This window comes from Chitinophaga fulva (assembly GCF_012927205.1).
In the GTDB taxonomy this organism is placed as follows: domain Bacteria; phylum Bacteroidota; class Bacteroidia; order Chitinophagales; family Chitinophagaceae; genus Chitinophaga; species Chitinophaga fulva.
The window spans coordinates 357,704-374,700 of sequence record NZ_JABBGC010000002.1 but is presented as its reverse complement, the minus strand read 5'-3'; the positions used below and the strand labels follow the sequence as shown (position 1 = coordinate 374,700).

1 protein-coding gene is annotated in these 16,997 nt (G+C 50.9%); it reads left to right on the top strand.

Translation table 11 applies throughout. The annotated features are described in order from the left end of the window. Positions 1-295: 295 nt before the first annotated feature. A complete protein-coding gene (locus HHL17_RS18110) occupies positions 296-16,897 on the top strand; it encodes a gliding motility-associated C-terminal domain-containing protein (protein ID WP_169226232.1) in 16,602 nt (5,533 codons plus the stop codon). Positions 16,898-16,997 lie beyond the last annotated feature (100 nt).

Sequence of the window (16,997 nt, the reverse complement as noted above, 5' to 3'; positions counted from 1 at the left end):
CAATTTTCGTTAACCACCCCCCTCTTCCTATCTAGTGTGAATTCATATTATAAAATTTATCACTTTTTTTATTTCTCTATATTATTTTTAATTTTAATCTTAATATAGTCGCATATTTTAGCCATACAACGATTAAACACCTATTGCCTATGAAAACATTCTACACCTTCCCTCACCCGGACCGGAAAGGGATTTCCGGGTCCAAAGACCCTTGTAAGCGGTTGGAAAACAACAGTTACTGAACAGGCGAAAGCCCTCAGAACTGATACTTTTTTCACTTAACTGTTTTACACCTATGAAACGACTTTTAACCTTTTTATTCCTGTTAACGGGCTTTGTGCTACCGTCACACAAGACGATGGCACAATCAACGGCATTTATCAATGCCCCCGACAGTATCTGCGCAGGAAGTTTCGCCACACTGAACGGCCTGGTATGGTCTGGTGGTTTTACCACAGACCATATGGACTGGAGCGTGTCTCCCGCCCTGGCACCAACGGACTACCAGTTTCTATATACAGAAACCGGCTCCGGTACGGACAAGTGGCTGAACCGAAAGCCCCTCGCCGCCTATCCAAACGTGACGGCGATGACTATCAGACTTAAAACAGTAGGTGAATATACCTTCACTGTGAAGATCTACAATTCCAGTGGTGGCTATATAACTGCTACCCGTAAGATCAAAGTCAAGGACTGTACCATCACTCAATGTGCGGGCACGATCAGCACCATGGCAGGATTTAAAGAGGATTTCGGGGTTTTTAATTCCGGGGCCGCTCCTCGTAAGAACACGATTATTGAAGGCCTTTATGCCGCAAATCCATCACAGACTTACAAATTTGCCTCTAACACCAGCAACTTAGCAGATAATGACTATATAGAATACTATCACACCCAGGGTAAACCGGAATGGGTAAAAGCTTATGACCATACCGGCAACGGAGATGGTACCAATACCTTTGGCGGTATGCTCGTGATCAACTCCGCGATCGAGAAAAAAGCTTTCTATCAAAGAACAATTACCGGCCTCTGTCCCGGCTCTGTCTATAACTTCTCTGCCTGGTTCATGAACGTGAACGGCATGCAGGTATTCGACGATATCTGTGCCAGGGCAACGGATGCCCCCAAGGGTTATCACTACGCAGGAGTTACCTTTATTCTGACAAATCCCACCACGGGAGCTGAACTGGTAAGGTTCAATACGAACGACGTATCCATGAACCTCAAAATTCCGGAATGGCAACAATATGGGGGCAGCTTCAAAATTCCTCCAAACCTAACATCCGTAAAACTTACCGTCTTAAATAATAACTTCGGTGGTTGCGGTAACGATATTGCTATTGACGATATCCAGTTTACCTATTGCAGCCCCGATCTTTTTGCATATGTAGATGGTCTGAAAGATGAAAAAAGAACAAAAGACCAGATCTGCGGTGGCGCTCCGTTAAGCCTGACAGCTTACCTGGAGCCTATTACCTATTTTCAGGACCCTGTTTATCAATGGCAGATCAGCACTGACGGTATTACTTATACCGACATGGCGGATGGCCCGATGAACTCAGGTTCAGTATCCGGCGCCAAAACACCGATCCTGAACTTCACAGCAGGTGCGCTGAAGGGAGACCCACTCGTCTCCAAACTCTATTATTTCAGGGTAGGCATCACGGAACGGGACAACGTCAGTCTCGGTAACTGTGCCGCTCCTTCCCGACCGGTAGAAATCACCATCCTGCCACAACCGCAGATTTCGGTGACCGGTAATGAAATCTGTAACGGTCAACAAGCCCACCTGGAAGTAACAGGGGGATATACCTCTTATATATGGAAGGTAGATCCACTTGTCACCGGTACTACATTGGATGTAAGTCCCAACGTTACCACCACCTATGAAGTGGTCGGTGAAAAAACCTATGGTGATAATAAAGTCTGCCGCGATAGTAACCGCGCAGAAATCGTGGTTTATCAGAAACCTATTGTTAACGTTAAACTGCTGACAGATCCCAGTATCTGTCTTGGTGAACAAGCTAAACTGGAAATCCAGCCGGAGAACGCCAAATACGCTCCGATCACGTGGGCCTACAACGGAGCCGTGATAGCTGGCGCCACAGGTACTACCATCACCCATATACCTACTACTGTCACCAATCCACCGGTAAAAAACATCTACACGGTTACAGTGACCAACGGTAAGTGCGTCATATCGGACCAGACAGAAGTGATCGTCAATTCGATGCCCAACCCCAATGCCGGGACTGACATCAAGCTGTGTACCACCTCTTCCTTTACACTAAACGGTAACCAGCCTCCGGCCGATCAAACCGGGATGTGGAGCTTTAAAAACGGAGATGACCAGGGCGCAACCCTGACTAATCCTACCGCCTACAATGCTACCGTTACCAATCTGGGCGTAGGTAAATCCGTTACACTGGTATGGACTGTTACCAATAAGAACCTGAGCAAGTGTGCTGCGAGCGATGAAGTGGTATTGACTAATATGCCTGTTCCTGTTTCAGCGGCCACTGTAGATATCACCCAGTGCGGCACCAACAAAACGTTTACCATCAGCGGTACACCACCACAAGCCTGGGAAACCGGTTCGTGGAGCGGACCTGCTGGTGTTACTTTTGGTAATGCCACCTTGCCCAATACAACCGCCACACTGACCGGCGCAGCTACTACACAGGATGTCACCGTAACCTGGACACTGAGCAACGGTAAATGTGCTAACGGGACATCAAAAGTGAACCTGCACCTGCGCCCTGCGCCGAAAGTAACAGCTACTGCCCCTGCCGTTTGTCAGACCAGCAACCAGTTTAAAATTAACTTCTCTGCCCTGACCGGTACTGTTACCAAATACACCGTGAAACAAGGTGTCACTGGTAACCCGCTGACTACTTTCCCTGATCAATCAGGTACCTGGCCTGCTACTGGTAGCGTTATCACGGTAGCACTGCCAGCCAACACAGCGCCGGGCACCTATGACTTCATCCTGACCATTCAGAATGATGATAACCTGGGATGTACTTACGACGCGACATTTAAGTTAAGGGTAGATGCACAACCGGATGCCACCATCAGCGGTCCGTCTGACATCTGTCTGGGTACCAGCATTTCACTGAGTGTTGCCGCGTCCAACAGTACCTACACTAAATCATGGACCATCGACGGCGTTACTCAACCTGGTAGCACCCAAACCCTCAACCATACACCTACGCCAGCCGGTACACACACCTACGGTGTTACCATTACCAACCTGACCTGCTCTGATACCAAAACCAAAACAGTGGAGGTAAGAGCAATTCCAGTAGCTGACCCGGGTACTGTAAACCCTCAGTGTGATAAGGGTGACTTCACCCTGAATGCTCCTGCCCTGCCTGTTGATCAGGAAGGTGTATGGACCATCGTTGCTCCGGCTAATGGCGCAGTGATTACAGATCCGACCAATCCGAAAACTACCGTGACCGGATTGCAGGCCGGCACATCTGTTGTACTGACATGGACGGTAAATAATAAATATAACACGACTTGTAAGGCAAGTTCCAATATCACATTAAAGAACACTGAATCACTGACCACCAGCCAGGCCGGTAGTGATATTATCCAGTGCGGTAACAACAAGTTCCAGCTCCACGCCAACCAACCGAAACCTACCGAAACAGGTACATGGTCCGGTACTGGCGTGACCTTCAGCAATGCCACTGATCCGAATGCTGTAGCTACACTGGCTACCGGCACTCCTCAGACGGTAACCGTTACATGGACCATCAGCAATGGCGTATGTACCAACAGTACTTCTTCCATTAAGCTGATCCTCAACGCAGCGCCAACGGTAACGGTGGCAGCTGTTCCTGCGGTATGTAACGCAGACGGTTCTTTTGACCTGGTACTGTCTAACCCGACCGGTAACATTACCAAATATTCTATCAAAGCTGCGGCTACTAACGCCCTGCCTGCCTTCACCGACATCGTGGACGCTCCATGGACCGGTGCTGGTACTATTAAGGTACTCTACCCTGCTGCTACCGCCGCTGGTACGTATGATTTCGTACTGACCGTTCAGGATGGTAGCAACCTGGGTTGCGTATTTACCAAAAACTTCTCTGTGAAAATAGATGGCAAACCTACCGTGAAGATCACCGCTAACCCGGATGAAATCTGCGAAGGCCAGGCCACTACCCTCAGCATCGACAACAGCAATACCGGTTATACCATTAAGTGGACACTTGATGGAACGGCCATCCCTGCTGCTAATAACAAAGTGTCCTTCTCTCACACTCCTACCAAAGTTGGTGACAACGTATATGCAGTAACCGTGACCAACGGCGCTTGTACAGTAACCGACAACGTGACCGTGAAAGTAAGGTCCATGCCGACTGCCGATGCAGGTGTACCAGAGATTAAACAGTGTGACACCAAAGACTTCAACATCGAAGGCAACCAGCCGCTGGCCGACCAGAAAGGCGTTTGGACGTTCAATGGTGCGAACCTTGGTGCACAGATCACTGATCCGAACAATTACAAAACAACTGTCACCGGTGTACCTGCGGGTAAATCCGTAACACTGGTATGGACAGTGACCAACAATTTCAAAGCTTCCTGTACTGCTTCTGATCAGGTTATCCTGACCAACACAGAAGCACTCACGGTAAGCAATGCCGGTACCGATATTACCCAATGCGGTAACAACGTGTTCCAGCTCCACGCCAACCAACCGAAACCCACCGAAACAGGTACATGGTCCGGTACTGGCGTGACCTTCAGCAACGCCACCGATCCAAATGCTGTGGCTACACTGGCTACCGGCACTCCTCAGACGGTTACCGTTACATGGACCATCAGCAATGGCGTATGTACCAACAGTACTTCTTCCATTAAACTGATCCTCAACGCAGCGCCAACTGTAACAGTAGCAGCTGTTCCTGCGGTATGTAACGCAGACGGTTCTTTTGACCTGGTACTGTCTAACCCGACCGGTAACATTACCAAATATTCTATCAAAGCTGCGGCTACTAACGCCCTGCCTGCCTTCACCGATATCGTGGACGCTCCATGGACCGGTGCAGGTACCATCAAGGTACTCTACCCTGCTGCTACCGCCGCTGGTACGTATGACTTCGTACTGACCATTCAGGATGGTAACAACCTGGGTTGCGTATTTACTAAAAACTTCTCTGTAAAAGTAGATGGCAAGCCTACTGTGAAGATCACCGCTAACCCGGATGAAATCTGCGAAGGCCAGGCCACTACCCTCAGCATCGACAACAGCAATACCGGTTATACCATTAAGTGGACACTTGATGGAACGGCCATCCCTGCTGCTAATAACAAAGTGTCCTTCTCTCACACTCCTACCAAAGTTGGTGACAACGTATATGCAGTAACCGTGACCAACGGCGCTTGTACAGTGACCGACAACGTGACCGTGAAAGTAAGGTCTATGCCGACTGCCGATGCAGGTGTACCAGAGATTAAACAGTGTGACACCAAAGACTTCAACATCGAAGGTAACCAGCCGCTGGCCGACCAGAAAGGCGTTTGGACTTTCAATGGTGCGAACCTTGGTGCACAGATCACTGATCCGAACAATTACAAAACAACTGTCACCGGTGTACCTGCGGGTAAATCCGTAACACTGGTATGGACAGTGACCAACAACTTCAAAGCTTCCTGTACTGCTTCTGATCAGGTTATCCTGACCAATACCGAAGCACTCACCGTAAGCAATGCCGGTACCGATATTACCCAGTGCGGTAACAACAAGTTCCAGCTCCACGCCAACCAACCGAAACCGACCGAAACAGGTACATGGTCCGGTACTGGCGTGACCTTCAGCAATGCCACCGACCCGAACGCTGTGGCTACACTGGCTACCAGCACTCCTCAGACGGTAACCGTTACCTGGACCATTAGCAATGGCGTATGTACCAACAGTACTTCTTCCATTAAACTGATCCTCAACGCAGCGCCAACTGTAACAGTAGCAGCTGTTCCTGCGGTATGTAATGCAGATGGTTTCTTCAATCTGGTACTGTCTAACCCGACCGGTAACATTACCAAATACTCTATCAAAGCTGCGGCTACCAACGCCCTGCCTGCCTTCACCGACATCGTGGACGCTCCATGGACAGGTGCAGGTACCATCAAGGTACTCTACCCTGCTGCTACTGCCGCTGGTACGTATGATTTCGTACTGACCGTTCAGGATGGTAACAACCTGGGTTGCGTATTTACCAAAAACTTCTCCGTAAAAGTAGATGGCAAGCCTACTGTGAAGATCACCGCTAACCCGGATGAAATCTGCGAAGGCCAGGCCACTACCCTCAGCATCGACAACAGCAATACCGGTTATACCATTAAGTGGACACTTGATGGAACGGCCATCCCTGCTGCTAATAACAAAGTGTCCTTCTCTCACACTCCTACCAAAGTTGGTGACAACGTATATGCAGTAACCGTGACCAACGGCGCTTGTACAGTAACCGACAACGTGACCGTGAAAGTAAGGTCCATGCCGACTGCCGATGCCGGTAAACCAGAGATTAAACAGTGTGATACCAAAGACTTCAACATCGAAGGCAACCAGCCGCTGGCCGACCAGAAAGGCGTTTGGACTTTCAATGGCGCTAACCTTGGTGCACTGATCACTGATCCGAACAATTACAAAACAACTGTCACCGGTGTACCTGCGGGCAAATCCGTAACACTGGTATGGACAGTGACCAACAACTTCAAAGCTTCCTGTACTGCTTCTGATCAGGTTATCCTGACCAATACCGAAGCACTCACCGTAAGCAATGCCGGTACCGATATTACCCAGTGCGGTAACAACAAGTTCCAGCTCCACGCCAACCAACCGAAACCGACCGAAACAGGTACATGGTCCGGTACTGGCGTGACCTTCAGCAATGCCACCGACCCGAACGCTGTGGCTACACTGGCTACCAGCACTCCTCAGACGGTAACCGTTACCTGGACCATTAGCAATGGCGTATGTACCAACAGTACTTCTTCCATTAAACTGATCCTCAATGCGGCACCAACTGTAGACGCGGCAGCTGTAGCGGATGTATGTAATGCAGACGGTTCCTTCAACCTGGTACTGTCTAACCCGACCGGTACCATTACCAAATACTCCATCAAAGCAGTGGCTCCAAATGCGCTGCCTTCCTTCACCGACATCGTGGACGCTCCATGGACCGGTGCAGGTACTATTAAGGTACTCTACCCTGCTACTACCGCCGCTGGTACGTACAACTTTGTACTGACCGTTCAGGACGCCAATAATGCAGGTTGCGTATTTACCAAAAACTTCTCCGTGAAGATAGATGGCAAGCCTACCGTGAAGATCACCGCTAACCCGGATGAAATCTGCGAAGGCCAGGCCACTACCCTCAGCATCGACAACAGCAATACCGGTTACGCTATCAAGTGGACACTTGATGGCACGGCCCTCCCTGCTGCTGATGGCAAAGTATCCTTCTCTCACACTCCTACCAAAGTTGGTGACAACGTATATGCAGTAACCGTGACCAACGGCGCTTGTACGGTGACCGACAACGTAACGGTGAAAGTAAGGTCCATGCCGACTGCCGATGCAGGTAAACCAGAGATTAAACAGTGTGACACCAAAGACTTCAACATCGAAGGCAACCAACCGCTGGCCGACCAGAAAGGCGTTTGGACTTTCAATGGCGCTAACCTTGGTGCACTGATCACTGATCCAAACAACTACAAAACAACTGTCACCGGTGTACCTGCGGGCAAATCCGTAACACTGGTATGGACAGTGACCAACAACTTCAAAGCTTCCTGTACTGCTTCTGATCAGATCATCCTGACCAATACCGAAGCGCTCACCGTAAGCAATGCCGGTACCGATATTACCCAATGCGGTAACAACGTGTTCCAGCTCCACGCCAACCAACCGAAACCTACCGAAACAGGTACATGGTCCGGTACTGGCGTGACCTTCAGCAATGCCACCGACCCGAACGCTGTCGCTACACTGGCTACCAGCACACCGCAGACAGTTACCGTAACATGGACTATCAGCAATGGCGTATGTACCAACAGTACTTCTTCCATTAAACTGATCCTCAATGCGGCTCCAACTGTAGACGTGGCAGCTGTAGCGGATGTATGTAATGCAGACGGTTCTTTCAACCTGGTACTGTCTAACCCGACCGGTACCATTACCAAATACTCTATCAAAGCAGTGGCTCCGAATGCACTGCCTTCCTTCACCGACATCGTGGACGCTCCATGGACCGGTGCAGGTACCATCAAGGTAACCTACCCTGCTACTACGGCTGCCGGTACGTACAACTTTGTACTGACCGTTCAGGACGCCAATAATGCAGGTTGCGTGTTTACCAAAAACTTCTCTGTAAAAATAGATGGCAAGCCTACCGTGAAGATCACCGCTAACCCGGATGAAATCTGCGAAGGCCAGGCCACTACCCTCAGCATCGACAACAGCAATACCGGTTACACCATTAAGTGGACACTTGATGGCACTGCCCTCCCTGCTGCTGACGGTAAAGTATCCTTCTCTCACACCCCCACCAAAGTTGGTGACAACGTATATGCAGTGACCGTGACCAACGGCGCTTGTACGGTGACTGACAACGTGACCGTGAAAGTAAGGTCCATGCCGACTGCCGATGCAGGTAAACCAGAGATTAAACAGTGTGACACCAAAGACTTCAACATCGAAGGCAACCAACCGCTGGCCGACCAGAAAGGCGTTTGGACTTTCAATGGCGCTAACCTTGGTGCACTGATCACTGATCCAAACAACTACAAAACAACTGTCACCGGTGTACCTGCGGGCAAATCCGTAACACTGGTATGGACAGTGACCAACAACTTCAAAGCTTCCTGTACTGCTTCTGATCAGATCATCCTGACCAATACCGAAGCACTCACCGTAAGCAATGCCGGTACCGATATTACCCAATGCGGTAACAACGTGTTCCAGCTCCACGCCAACCAACCGAAACCTACCGAAACAGGTACATGGTCCGGTACTGGCGTGACCTTCAGCAACGCTAATGATCCGGATGCTGTGGCTACACTGGCTACCAGCACACCGCAGACAGTTACCGTAACATGGACTATCAGCAATGGCGTATGTACCAACAGTACTTCTTCCATTAAACTGATCCTCAATGCGGCACCAACTGTAGACGCGGCAGCTGTAGCGGATGTATGTAATGCAGACGGTTCCTTCAACCTGGTACTGTCTAACCCGACCGGTACCATTACCAAATACTCCATCAAAGCAGTGGCTCCAAATGCGCTGCCTTCCTTCACCGACATCGTGGACGCTCCATGGACCGGTGCAGGTACTATTAAGGTACTCTACCCTGCTACTACCGCCGCTGGTACGTACAACTTTGTACTGACCGTTCAGGACGCCAATAATGCAGGTTGCGTATTTACCAAAAACTTCTCCGTGAAGATAGATGGCAAGCCTACCGTGAAGATCACCGCTAACCCGGATGAAATCTGCGAAGGCCAGGCCACTACCCTCAGCATCGACAACAGCAATACCGGTTACGCTATCAAGTGGACACTTGATGGCACGGCCCTCCCTGCTGCTGATGGCAAAGTATCCTTCTCTCACACTCCTACCAAAGTTGGTGACAACGTATATGCAGTAACCGTGACCAACGGCGCTTGTACGGTGACCGACAACGTGACCGTGAAAGTAAGGTCCATGCCGACTGCCGATGCAGGTAAACCAGAGATTAAACAGTGTGACACCAAAGACTTCAACATCGAAGGTAACCAGCCACTGGCCGACCAGAAAGGCGTTTGGACTTTCAATGGTGCGAACCTTGGGGCACAGATCACTGACCCGAACAATTACAAAACAACTGTCACTGGTGTACCTGCGGGTAAATCCGTAACACTGGTATGGACAGTGACCAACAACTTCAAAGCTTCCTGTACTGCTTCTGATCAGATCATCCTGACCAACACCGAAGCACTCACAGTAAGCAACGCCGGTACCGATATTACCCAGTGCGGTAACAACGTGTTCCAGCTCCACGCCAACCAACCGAAACCTACCGAAACAGGCACATGGTCCGGTACTGGCGTGACCTTCAGCAACGCTAATGATCCGGATGCTGTGGCTACACTGGCTACCAGCACACCGCAGACAGTTACCGTAACATGGACTATCAGCAATGGCGTATGTACCAACAGTACTTCTTCCATTAAACTGATCCTCAATGCGGCTCCAACTGTAGACGCGGCAGCTGTAGCGGATGTATGTAATGCAGACGGTTCCTTCAACCTGGTACTGTCTAACCCGACCGGTACCATTACCAAATACTCCATCAAAGCAGTGGCTCCAAATGCGCTGCCTTCCTTCACCGACATCGTGGACGCTCCATGGACCGGTGCAGGTACCATCAAGGTAACCTACCCTGCTACTACCGCCGCTGGTACGTACAACTTTGTACTGACCGTTCAGGACGCAAATAATGCAGGTTGCGTGTTTACCAAAAACTTCTCCGTGAAGATAGATGGCAAGCCTACCGTGAAGATCACCGCTAACCCGGATGAAATTTGCGAAGGCCAGGCCACTACCCTCAGCATCGACAACAGCAACACTGGTTACACCATTAAGTGGACACTTGATGGCACTGCCCTCCCTGCTGCTGACGGTAAAGTATCCTTCTCTCACACCCCCACCAAAGTTGGTGACAACGTATATGCAGTGACCGTGACCAACGGCGCTTGTACGGTGACTGACAACGTGACCGTGAAAGTAAGGTCTATGCCGACTGCCGATGCAGGTGTACCAGAGATTAAACAGTGTGACACCAAAGACTTCAACATCGAAGGCAACCAGCCGCTGGCCGACCAGAAAGGCGTTTGGACTTTCAATGGCGCGAACCTTGGTGCACAGATCACTGATCCGAACAACTACAAAACAACTGTCACCGGTGTACCTGCGGGTAAATCCGTAACACTGGTATGGACAGTGACCAACAACTTCAAAGCTTCCTGTACTGCTTCTGATCAGATTATCCTGACCAACACAGAAGCACTCACGGTAAGCAATGCCGGTACCGATATTACCCAGTGTGGTAACAACGTGTTCCAGCTCCACGCCAACCAACCGAAACCTACCGAAACAGGTACATGGTCCGGTACTGGCGTGACCTTCAGCAATGCCACCGACCCGAACGCTGTCGCTACACTGGCTACCAGCACACCGCAGACAGTTACCGTAACATGGACTATCAGCAATGGCGTATGTACCAACAGTACTTCTTCCATTAAACTGATCCTCAATGCGGCACCAACTGTAGACGCGGCAGCTGTAGCGGATGTATGTAATGCAGACGGTTCCTTCAACCTGGTACTGTCTAACCCGACCGGTACCATTACCAAATACTCCATCAAAGCAGTGGCTCCAAATGCGCTGCCTTCCTTCACCGACATCGTGGATGCTCCATGGACCGGTGCCGGTACCATCAAGGTAACCTACCCTGCTACTACCGCCGCTGGTACGTACAACTTTGTACTGACCGTTCAGGACGCAAATAATGCAGGTTGCGTATTTACCAAAAACTTCTCCGTGAAAATCATGCAGCCTTCCACACCGCCAACCGGCATCAGTGTGAATGCGGCTGAGATCTGCGACAAAGGAGATGTAGTACTGACCATACAGGGCGGCAGCCTCGGCACAGATGAAAACGGTGCTACCAATGCTACCTGGAAATGGTATATCAACGGTTGCCCGGGAACTGCCGGCAGCACCGCGGTAACACCTGATGCGGTCAGTGCAGACGGCAGAACCGTTACCTTTAAAAATGTATCTACCACCACTACCTGGTTCGTACGTGCTGAAAGCACCGGTGCTTGCGGTAACACTGCCTGCGCTTCTGCCAAAGTAATCGTGTACGAACTGCCTGCCAAAGCGAATGCAGGAGAAGACAAAACCTTCTGTAACGTTAAAACAGACCTGAAGCTGGAAGGTAATGATCCGAAAGCTGCCGGCGCAACCGGTATGTGGACGACCAACAACCCGAAAGCGATCATCCGCAACCCGAACCAGCCGGTAACTGATGTATACCTGCCGATCGGTGAAACCGCAACCTTCACCTGGACCATCACCAACGGTGTCTGCGCAGTGACCAGCGACGATGTAGTCCTGACCAACTACGAAACACCAGTAACCGCCAACGCCGGTGCTGACCAGGAACATTGTGATGATGAAAACTTCACCCTCGACGGTAACGCACCTACGCAGTTTGGCGCTTCCGGTACATGGACTGCCTCTACTGCTACTGGCGTGACCATCAATCAGCCGACCAACGCTAAAACGACGGTGACAGTGAAAGCCGGTACTACTGTAACCTTCACCTGGACCATCACCAACGGTACCTGCGCCGCTACTTCAGACGACGTGGTTGTCACCAACTACGCTACCGCAGCAGATGCCAATGCCGGTCCGGACCAGGAAGCATGTAACCAGGCCAGTGACTTCGTGATGAAAGCCAATGCACCAAGCGTGCCGACTGCAACCGGACTGTGGAAAGACGTCAGCCGCATACCAGGAAGAGCTGTGATCAAACAGCCAACCAATCCGCTGACTGCTGTAACAGTTCCTGTTGGCGACACCGTGGTACTGGAATGGACGATCACCAATGGTGTATGTAAAACCACTTCCAGCAGAGTAACTATTATTAACTACAAAGCTGCTGCTGTGGCCTACGCCGGTGCTGACCAGGAAAAATGTAATACCAACGCCGACTTTGTGATGGACGCCAATCAACCTGGCTCCTCCAGCGCAACCGGTACCTGGACAGACATCAGCCGTGTACCAGGCAGAGCAACTATCTACGAGCCTAACAATCCGGCTACTAAAGTGAAAGTACCGGTAGGCGATACCGTTATCCTTAAATGGACCATCGCTAACGGTAAATGCGCCAGCTCTTCCAGTCAGGTAACACTGATCAACTATGCGAAAGCACTCGATGCCAACGCCGGCCCTGATCAGGAAGCTTGTAACCAGCTGACTGACTTTACCCTCGCTGCTGATGCTCCGAGCGTACCTAGTGCAACAGGCTTCTGGTCTATCATCAAAGGCACTGCTGTCATCAGGTCTATCAACAGCCCGGTTTCAAAAGTGAAAGTAAATCCGGGTGATACCGTAACCCTGCGCTGGACCATCACCAACGGTGTATGTAGCTCCACCTGGGACGATGTAACCCTGATCAACTACCTGACACCAGTAGCCGCCAACGCCGGCCCTGACCAGGAACATTGCAACGACGCTACCTTCACCATGAATGCCAGCGATCCGGGTGTACCAGGCGCTAAAGGCGTATGGGTTGTCACCAGCAGCAATGCCTCCCTGATCGGTATCAGCAACGCTACAGACAGGAAAGCAACGATTACCGTACCTGCCGGTGAAACAGCACAGTTGACATGGGTGGTAAGCAACGGTAAATGTCCTGCTACCAGCTCCAGCGTTACATTGATCAACCGTAAACCAATCCTGGGCAATACTATCCAGGCCGATCAAACAGTGTGTATCACTGAAACACCAACGGCTATACGTGGTAACATCCTCTCCGGTGGTAACGGTACCTACACTTATGTATGGCAACAAAGCACTGCCGGTGCAGCCGGACCGTTCACCAATATTCCGGGTGCTACCAGCGATACCTATCAGCCAGGCCTGCAATCTGCAGATATCTGGTACAGAAGACTGGTATCCTCTGGTGCATGTATCAACAACATCAGCAACGTGGTGAAAATCACTGTTGTCAATAAAGCACCGATAGTAGTGTCTCAACCAGCAGCTATCACCACGGAATGCGTACAGGGTAAAGACTACACTACCCTCTTCGGTAAACCGGTATTCAGCCACGCACCTTATGATGACGTGTCCCTGAATGTGACTTATAATGACGTGACCGTAGTGACTTCACCATGTCTCACTACTATCACCCGTACATGGACGGCCACTGACAGATGCGGTCTGTTTGTCACCGCCTCCCAGACCATCACTGTAGTGGATACCAAAGCTCCGGTGTTCATCACCCCTGCTCCGGCCAACATCACTGTTGACTGTGATAAGGTCCCCGCTAAGGTAGATCTGATCGCGAAAGATGACTGTACCGGCAACATCACGATCCCTGTGGTGGAAGTACGGAAAGACATTCCGGGCGCTTGCGGCAACAACTACCAGCTGATCCGCACCTGGACAGCGAAAGATGCCTGCAACACCGGCGTTACACTCACACAGATCATCACCGTGAAAGACATGACCGCTCCGGTATTCACCATGCAGCCACCAGCTGACGCTACAGTGGATTGCGATAAAGTACCGGCTGGCATCAACCTGACCGCTACCGACAATTGTACTCCAGGCATCATCACCGTTTCCTCCAGAGACTCTGTCGTTCGCAAACCAGGCATGTGCAACAGCAACTACACCATCTTCCGTAAATGGACAGCACTCGATGAATGCGGCAACGGTAGCACTGTACAACAGATCATCCGCGTACAGGATACCACCAGACCAGTATTCTCCATGCCTGCACCAAAAGATACCGTAGTAGATTGTGACAAAGTACCAGCATGGCCAGTGATCACCGCTACCGACAACTGCTCCGGTAACATCCAGGTACTCACCAGCTCCAAAACACAAAGAACACCTGGAGCTTGTGCAGGTAACTACCTGGAAATCCGCACCTGGACAGCTACTGACGATTGCGGCAACAAAGCCACCATGCAGCAGACCATCCGTGTACAGGATACCACTAAACCGGTATTCACCGTATTGCCTCCGAGAGACACCACGGTGAACTGCGACGCCATCCCTGCCCCTGTTACCAATGTAACGGCTACGGATAATTGCAGCACCAACGGCAACGGTCTGACAGTAACACGTCAAACTATTACAGAAACCATTCCGGGTGCATGCGGCAACAACTACCGCATCATCAGGACCTGGACCGCGAAAGACGCTTGCGGTAACATCGCAACGATGAAACAGGTAGTAACCGTACAGGATACCACCAGACCAGTGATCATGCCTGCTCCGGCAGATGTGACCGTATACTGTCAGGACCCGATCCCTGCGCCGGTGACCTTAACTGCCACCGACAACTGTGACCCGGCCTTCCCGAAAAAAGCAGTATACAGTGAAGATCCATTTGTGAAAGACATCTGTAACGGCTATACGATCGTAAGAAGATGGAGCATCACAGACGCTTGCGGTAACAAAGCCAACGATGTTATCCAACGCATCATCATCAAACCTTGTCCGAAACCGCAGCTGAACGCTACCCTGCCAGCCAACTGCTCCGATAACCCGAGAGTAGCCCTGCAACCGGTAGGCAACGTGAACCTGCCCACCTTTACCCTGGTGGCGGTAACTCCTGCCAACGCTGTGACTGGCCTGCCGTTAACACAACGCAGCAACCAGTTCAACCTGAACGGTGCTACTTCTGCCTCCTTCATTATGACGGATGGTAAAACAGGTTGCTCTTCCGACACTATGACTTACCAACTGAAATACATTCAGAAACCGGTAGTCAACCTCGGTAAAGACACCACCATCTGCGGCGGCAACAGCCTCGTACTCGATGCAGGCGCTTCCAACTTTGCCTACACCATCAAGTGGTCTACCGGTGAAACAACTCAACGGATCAAGATCACCCAGGCAGGCACCTACTGGGTAAACGTAAGCAACGATCAGTGTATCACCAGCGATACCATTAAAGTTGGGCTCATCCCCACTCCGCTGGTAAGCATTCCGGACACCACCATCTGCCGTGGCCAATCCGTGAAACTGGACGCTTATGTAGACGGCGCTACTTATCTCTGGAGCAACGGCGCTACTACCTCTTCTATCCTCGTCAGCACACAGGAACAATTCTGGGTGAAAGTGATGAAGAGCGCTTGTATCACCATCGACACCGTGAAAGTGAGCGTAAATCCGCCACCGGATATCACCCTGAGCCGCGACACAGCGATCTGCCCTGATCAGTCCATCATGCTCACCGTTACCTCCAACGGCGGCCGCATCAAATGGCAGACAGGCGAAACCAGCAACTCCATCATCGTCAACAAACCTGGCGGTTACTGGGTAGCGGTAAGCAGAGACAACTGCGTGGTAAAAGATACCGTTAACGTAAGAATGAAACCGGGTATCCAGGTAGACCTCGGCCCTGACAGGAATATCTGCCCTGACGGCACCGTTACCTTCAACGGCACCAACACAGACGCAATATCCTACCTCTGGAATGATGGCGACACCAACCCGGTCAAACAGGTAAGCCAGGCCGGTAAATACAAACTGGCCGTGATGGACCGCTTCTGCCAACGGGTATATCTCGACAGCGTGAACGTAAACATCACCGGTGTACCGAAAATCAACCTGGGCAACGATACCGTGATGTGTATAGGCGAAACCCTGACACTCCGCGCTGAGGGCAACGGCATCACCAGCGTACGCTGGGATAACGGCAGCACCTCGCCCACCCTGCAGGTTACCAACGGTGGCACTTACACAGTGACCGTGTTCAATGATTGCGGCAGCGCAACAGACGACATCAGAGTCAACTTCACACAGTGCGAACCGAAACCGCAGTTCCCGAACGCCTTCTCACCAAATGGTGACGGACGGAACGATGTGTTCAGACCAATAGTACGCGGACCTATGTTCGACTACGAACTGCGGATCTTCAACCGTTGGGGCGAACTGATCTTCATCTCCTCCGACAGCCACAAAGGATGGGACGGTAAGTTCAAGGGCAGCCCGGTAGATATCGGCACCTACGTATGGTGGCTCACCTACAAAAAAGTAGCCGGCGGCGCTTCCAATGTTATCAAAGGCGAAGTGACCGTGGTAAGATAAAAGTGTAATCGAATACTCCTGTTGCAGAAAGCATAAGGCCTCCGGGCTTTATGCTTTCTGCTTTTTAAGATACCCCACCACTCCTTTTTTTGTGATTCTT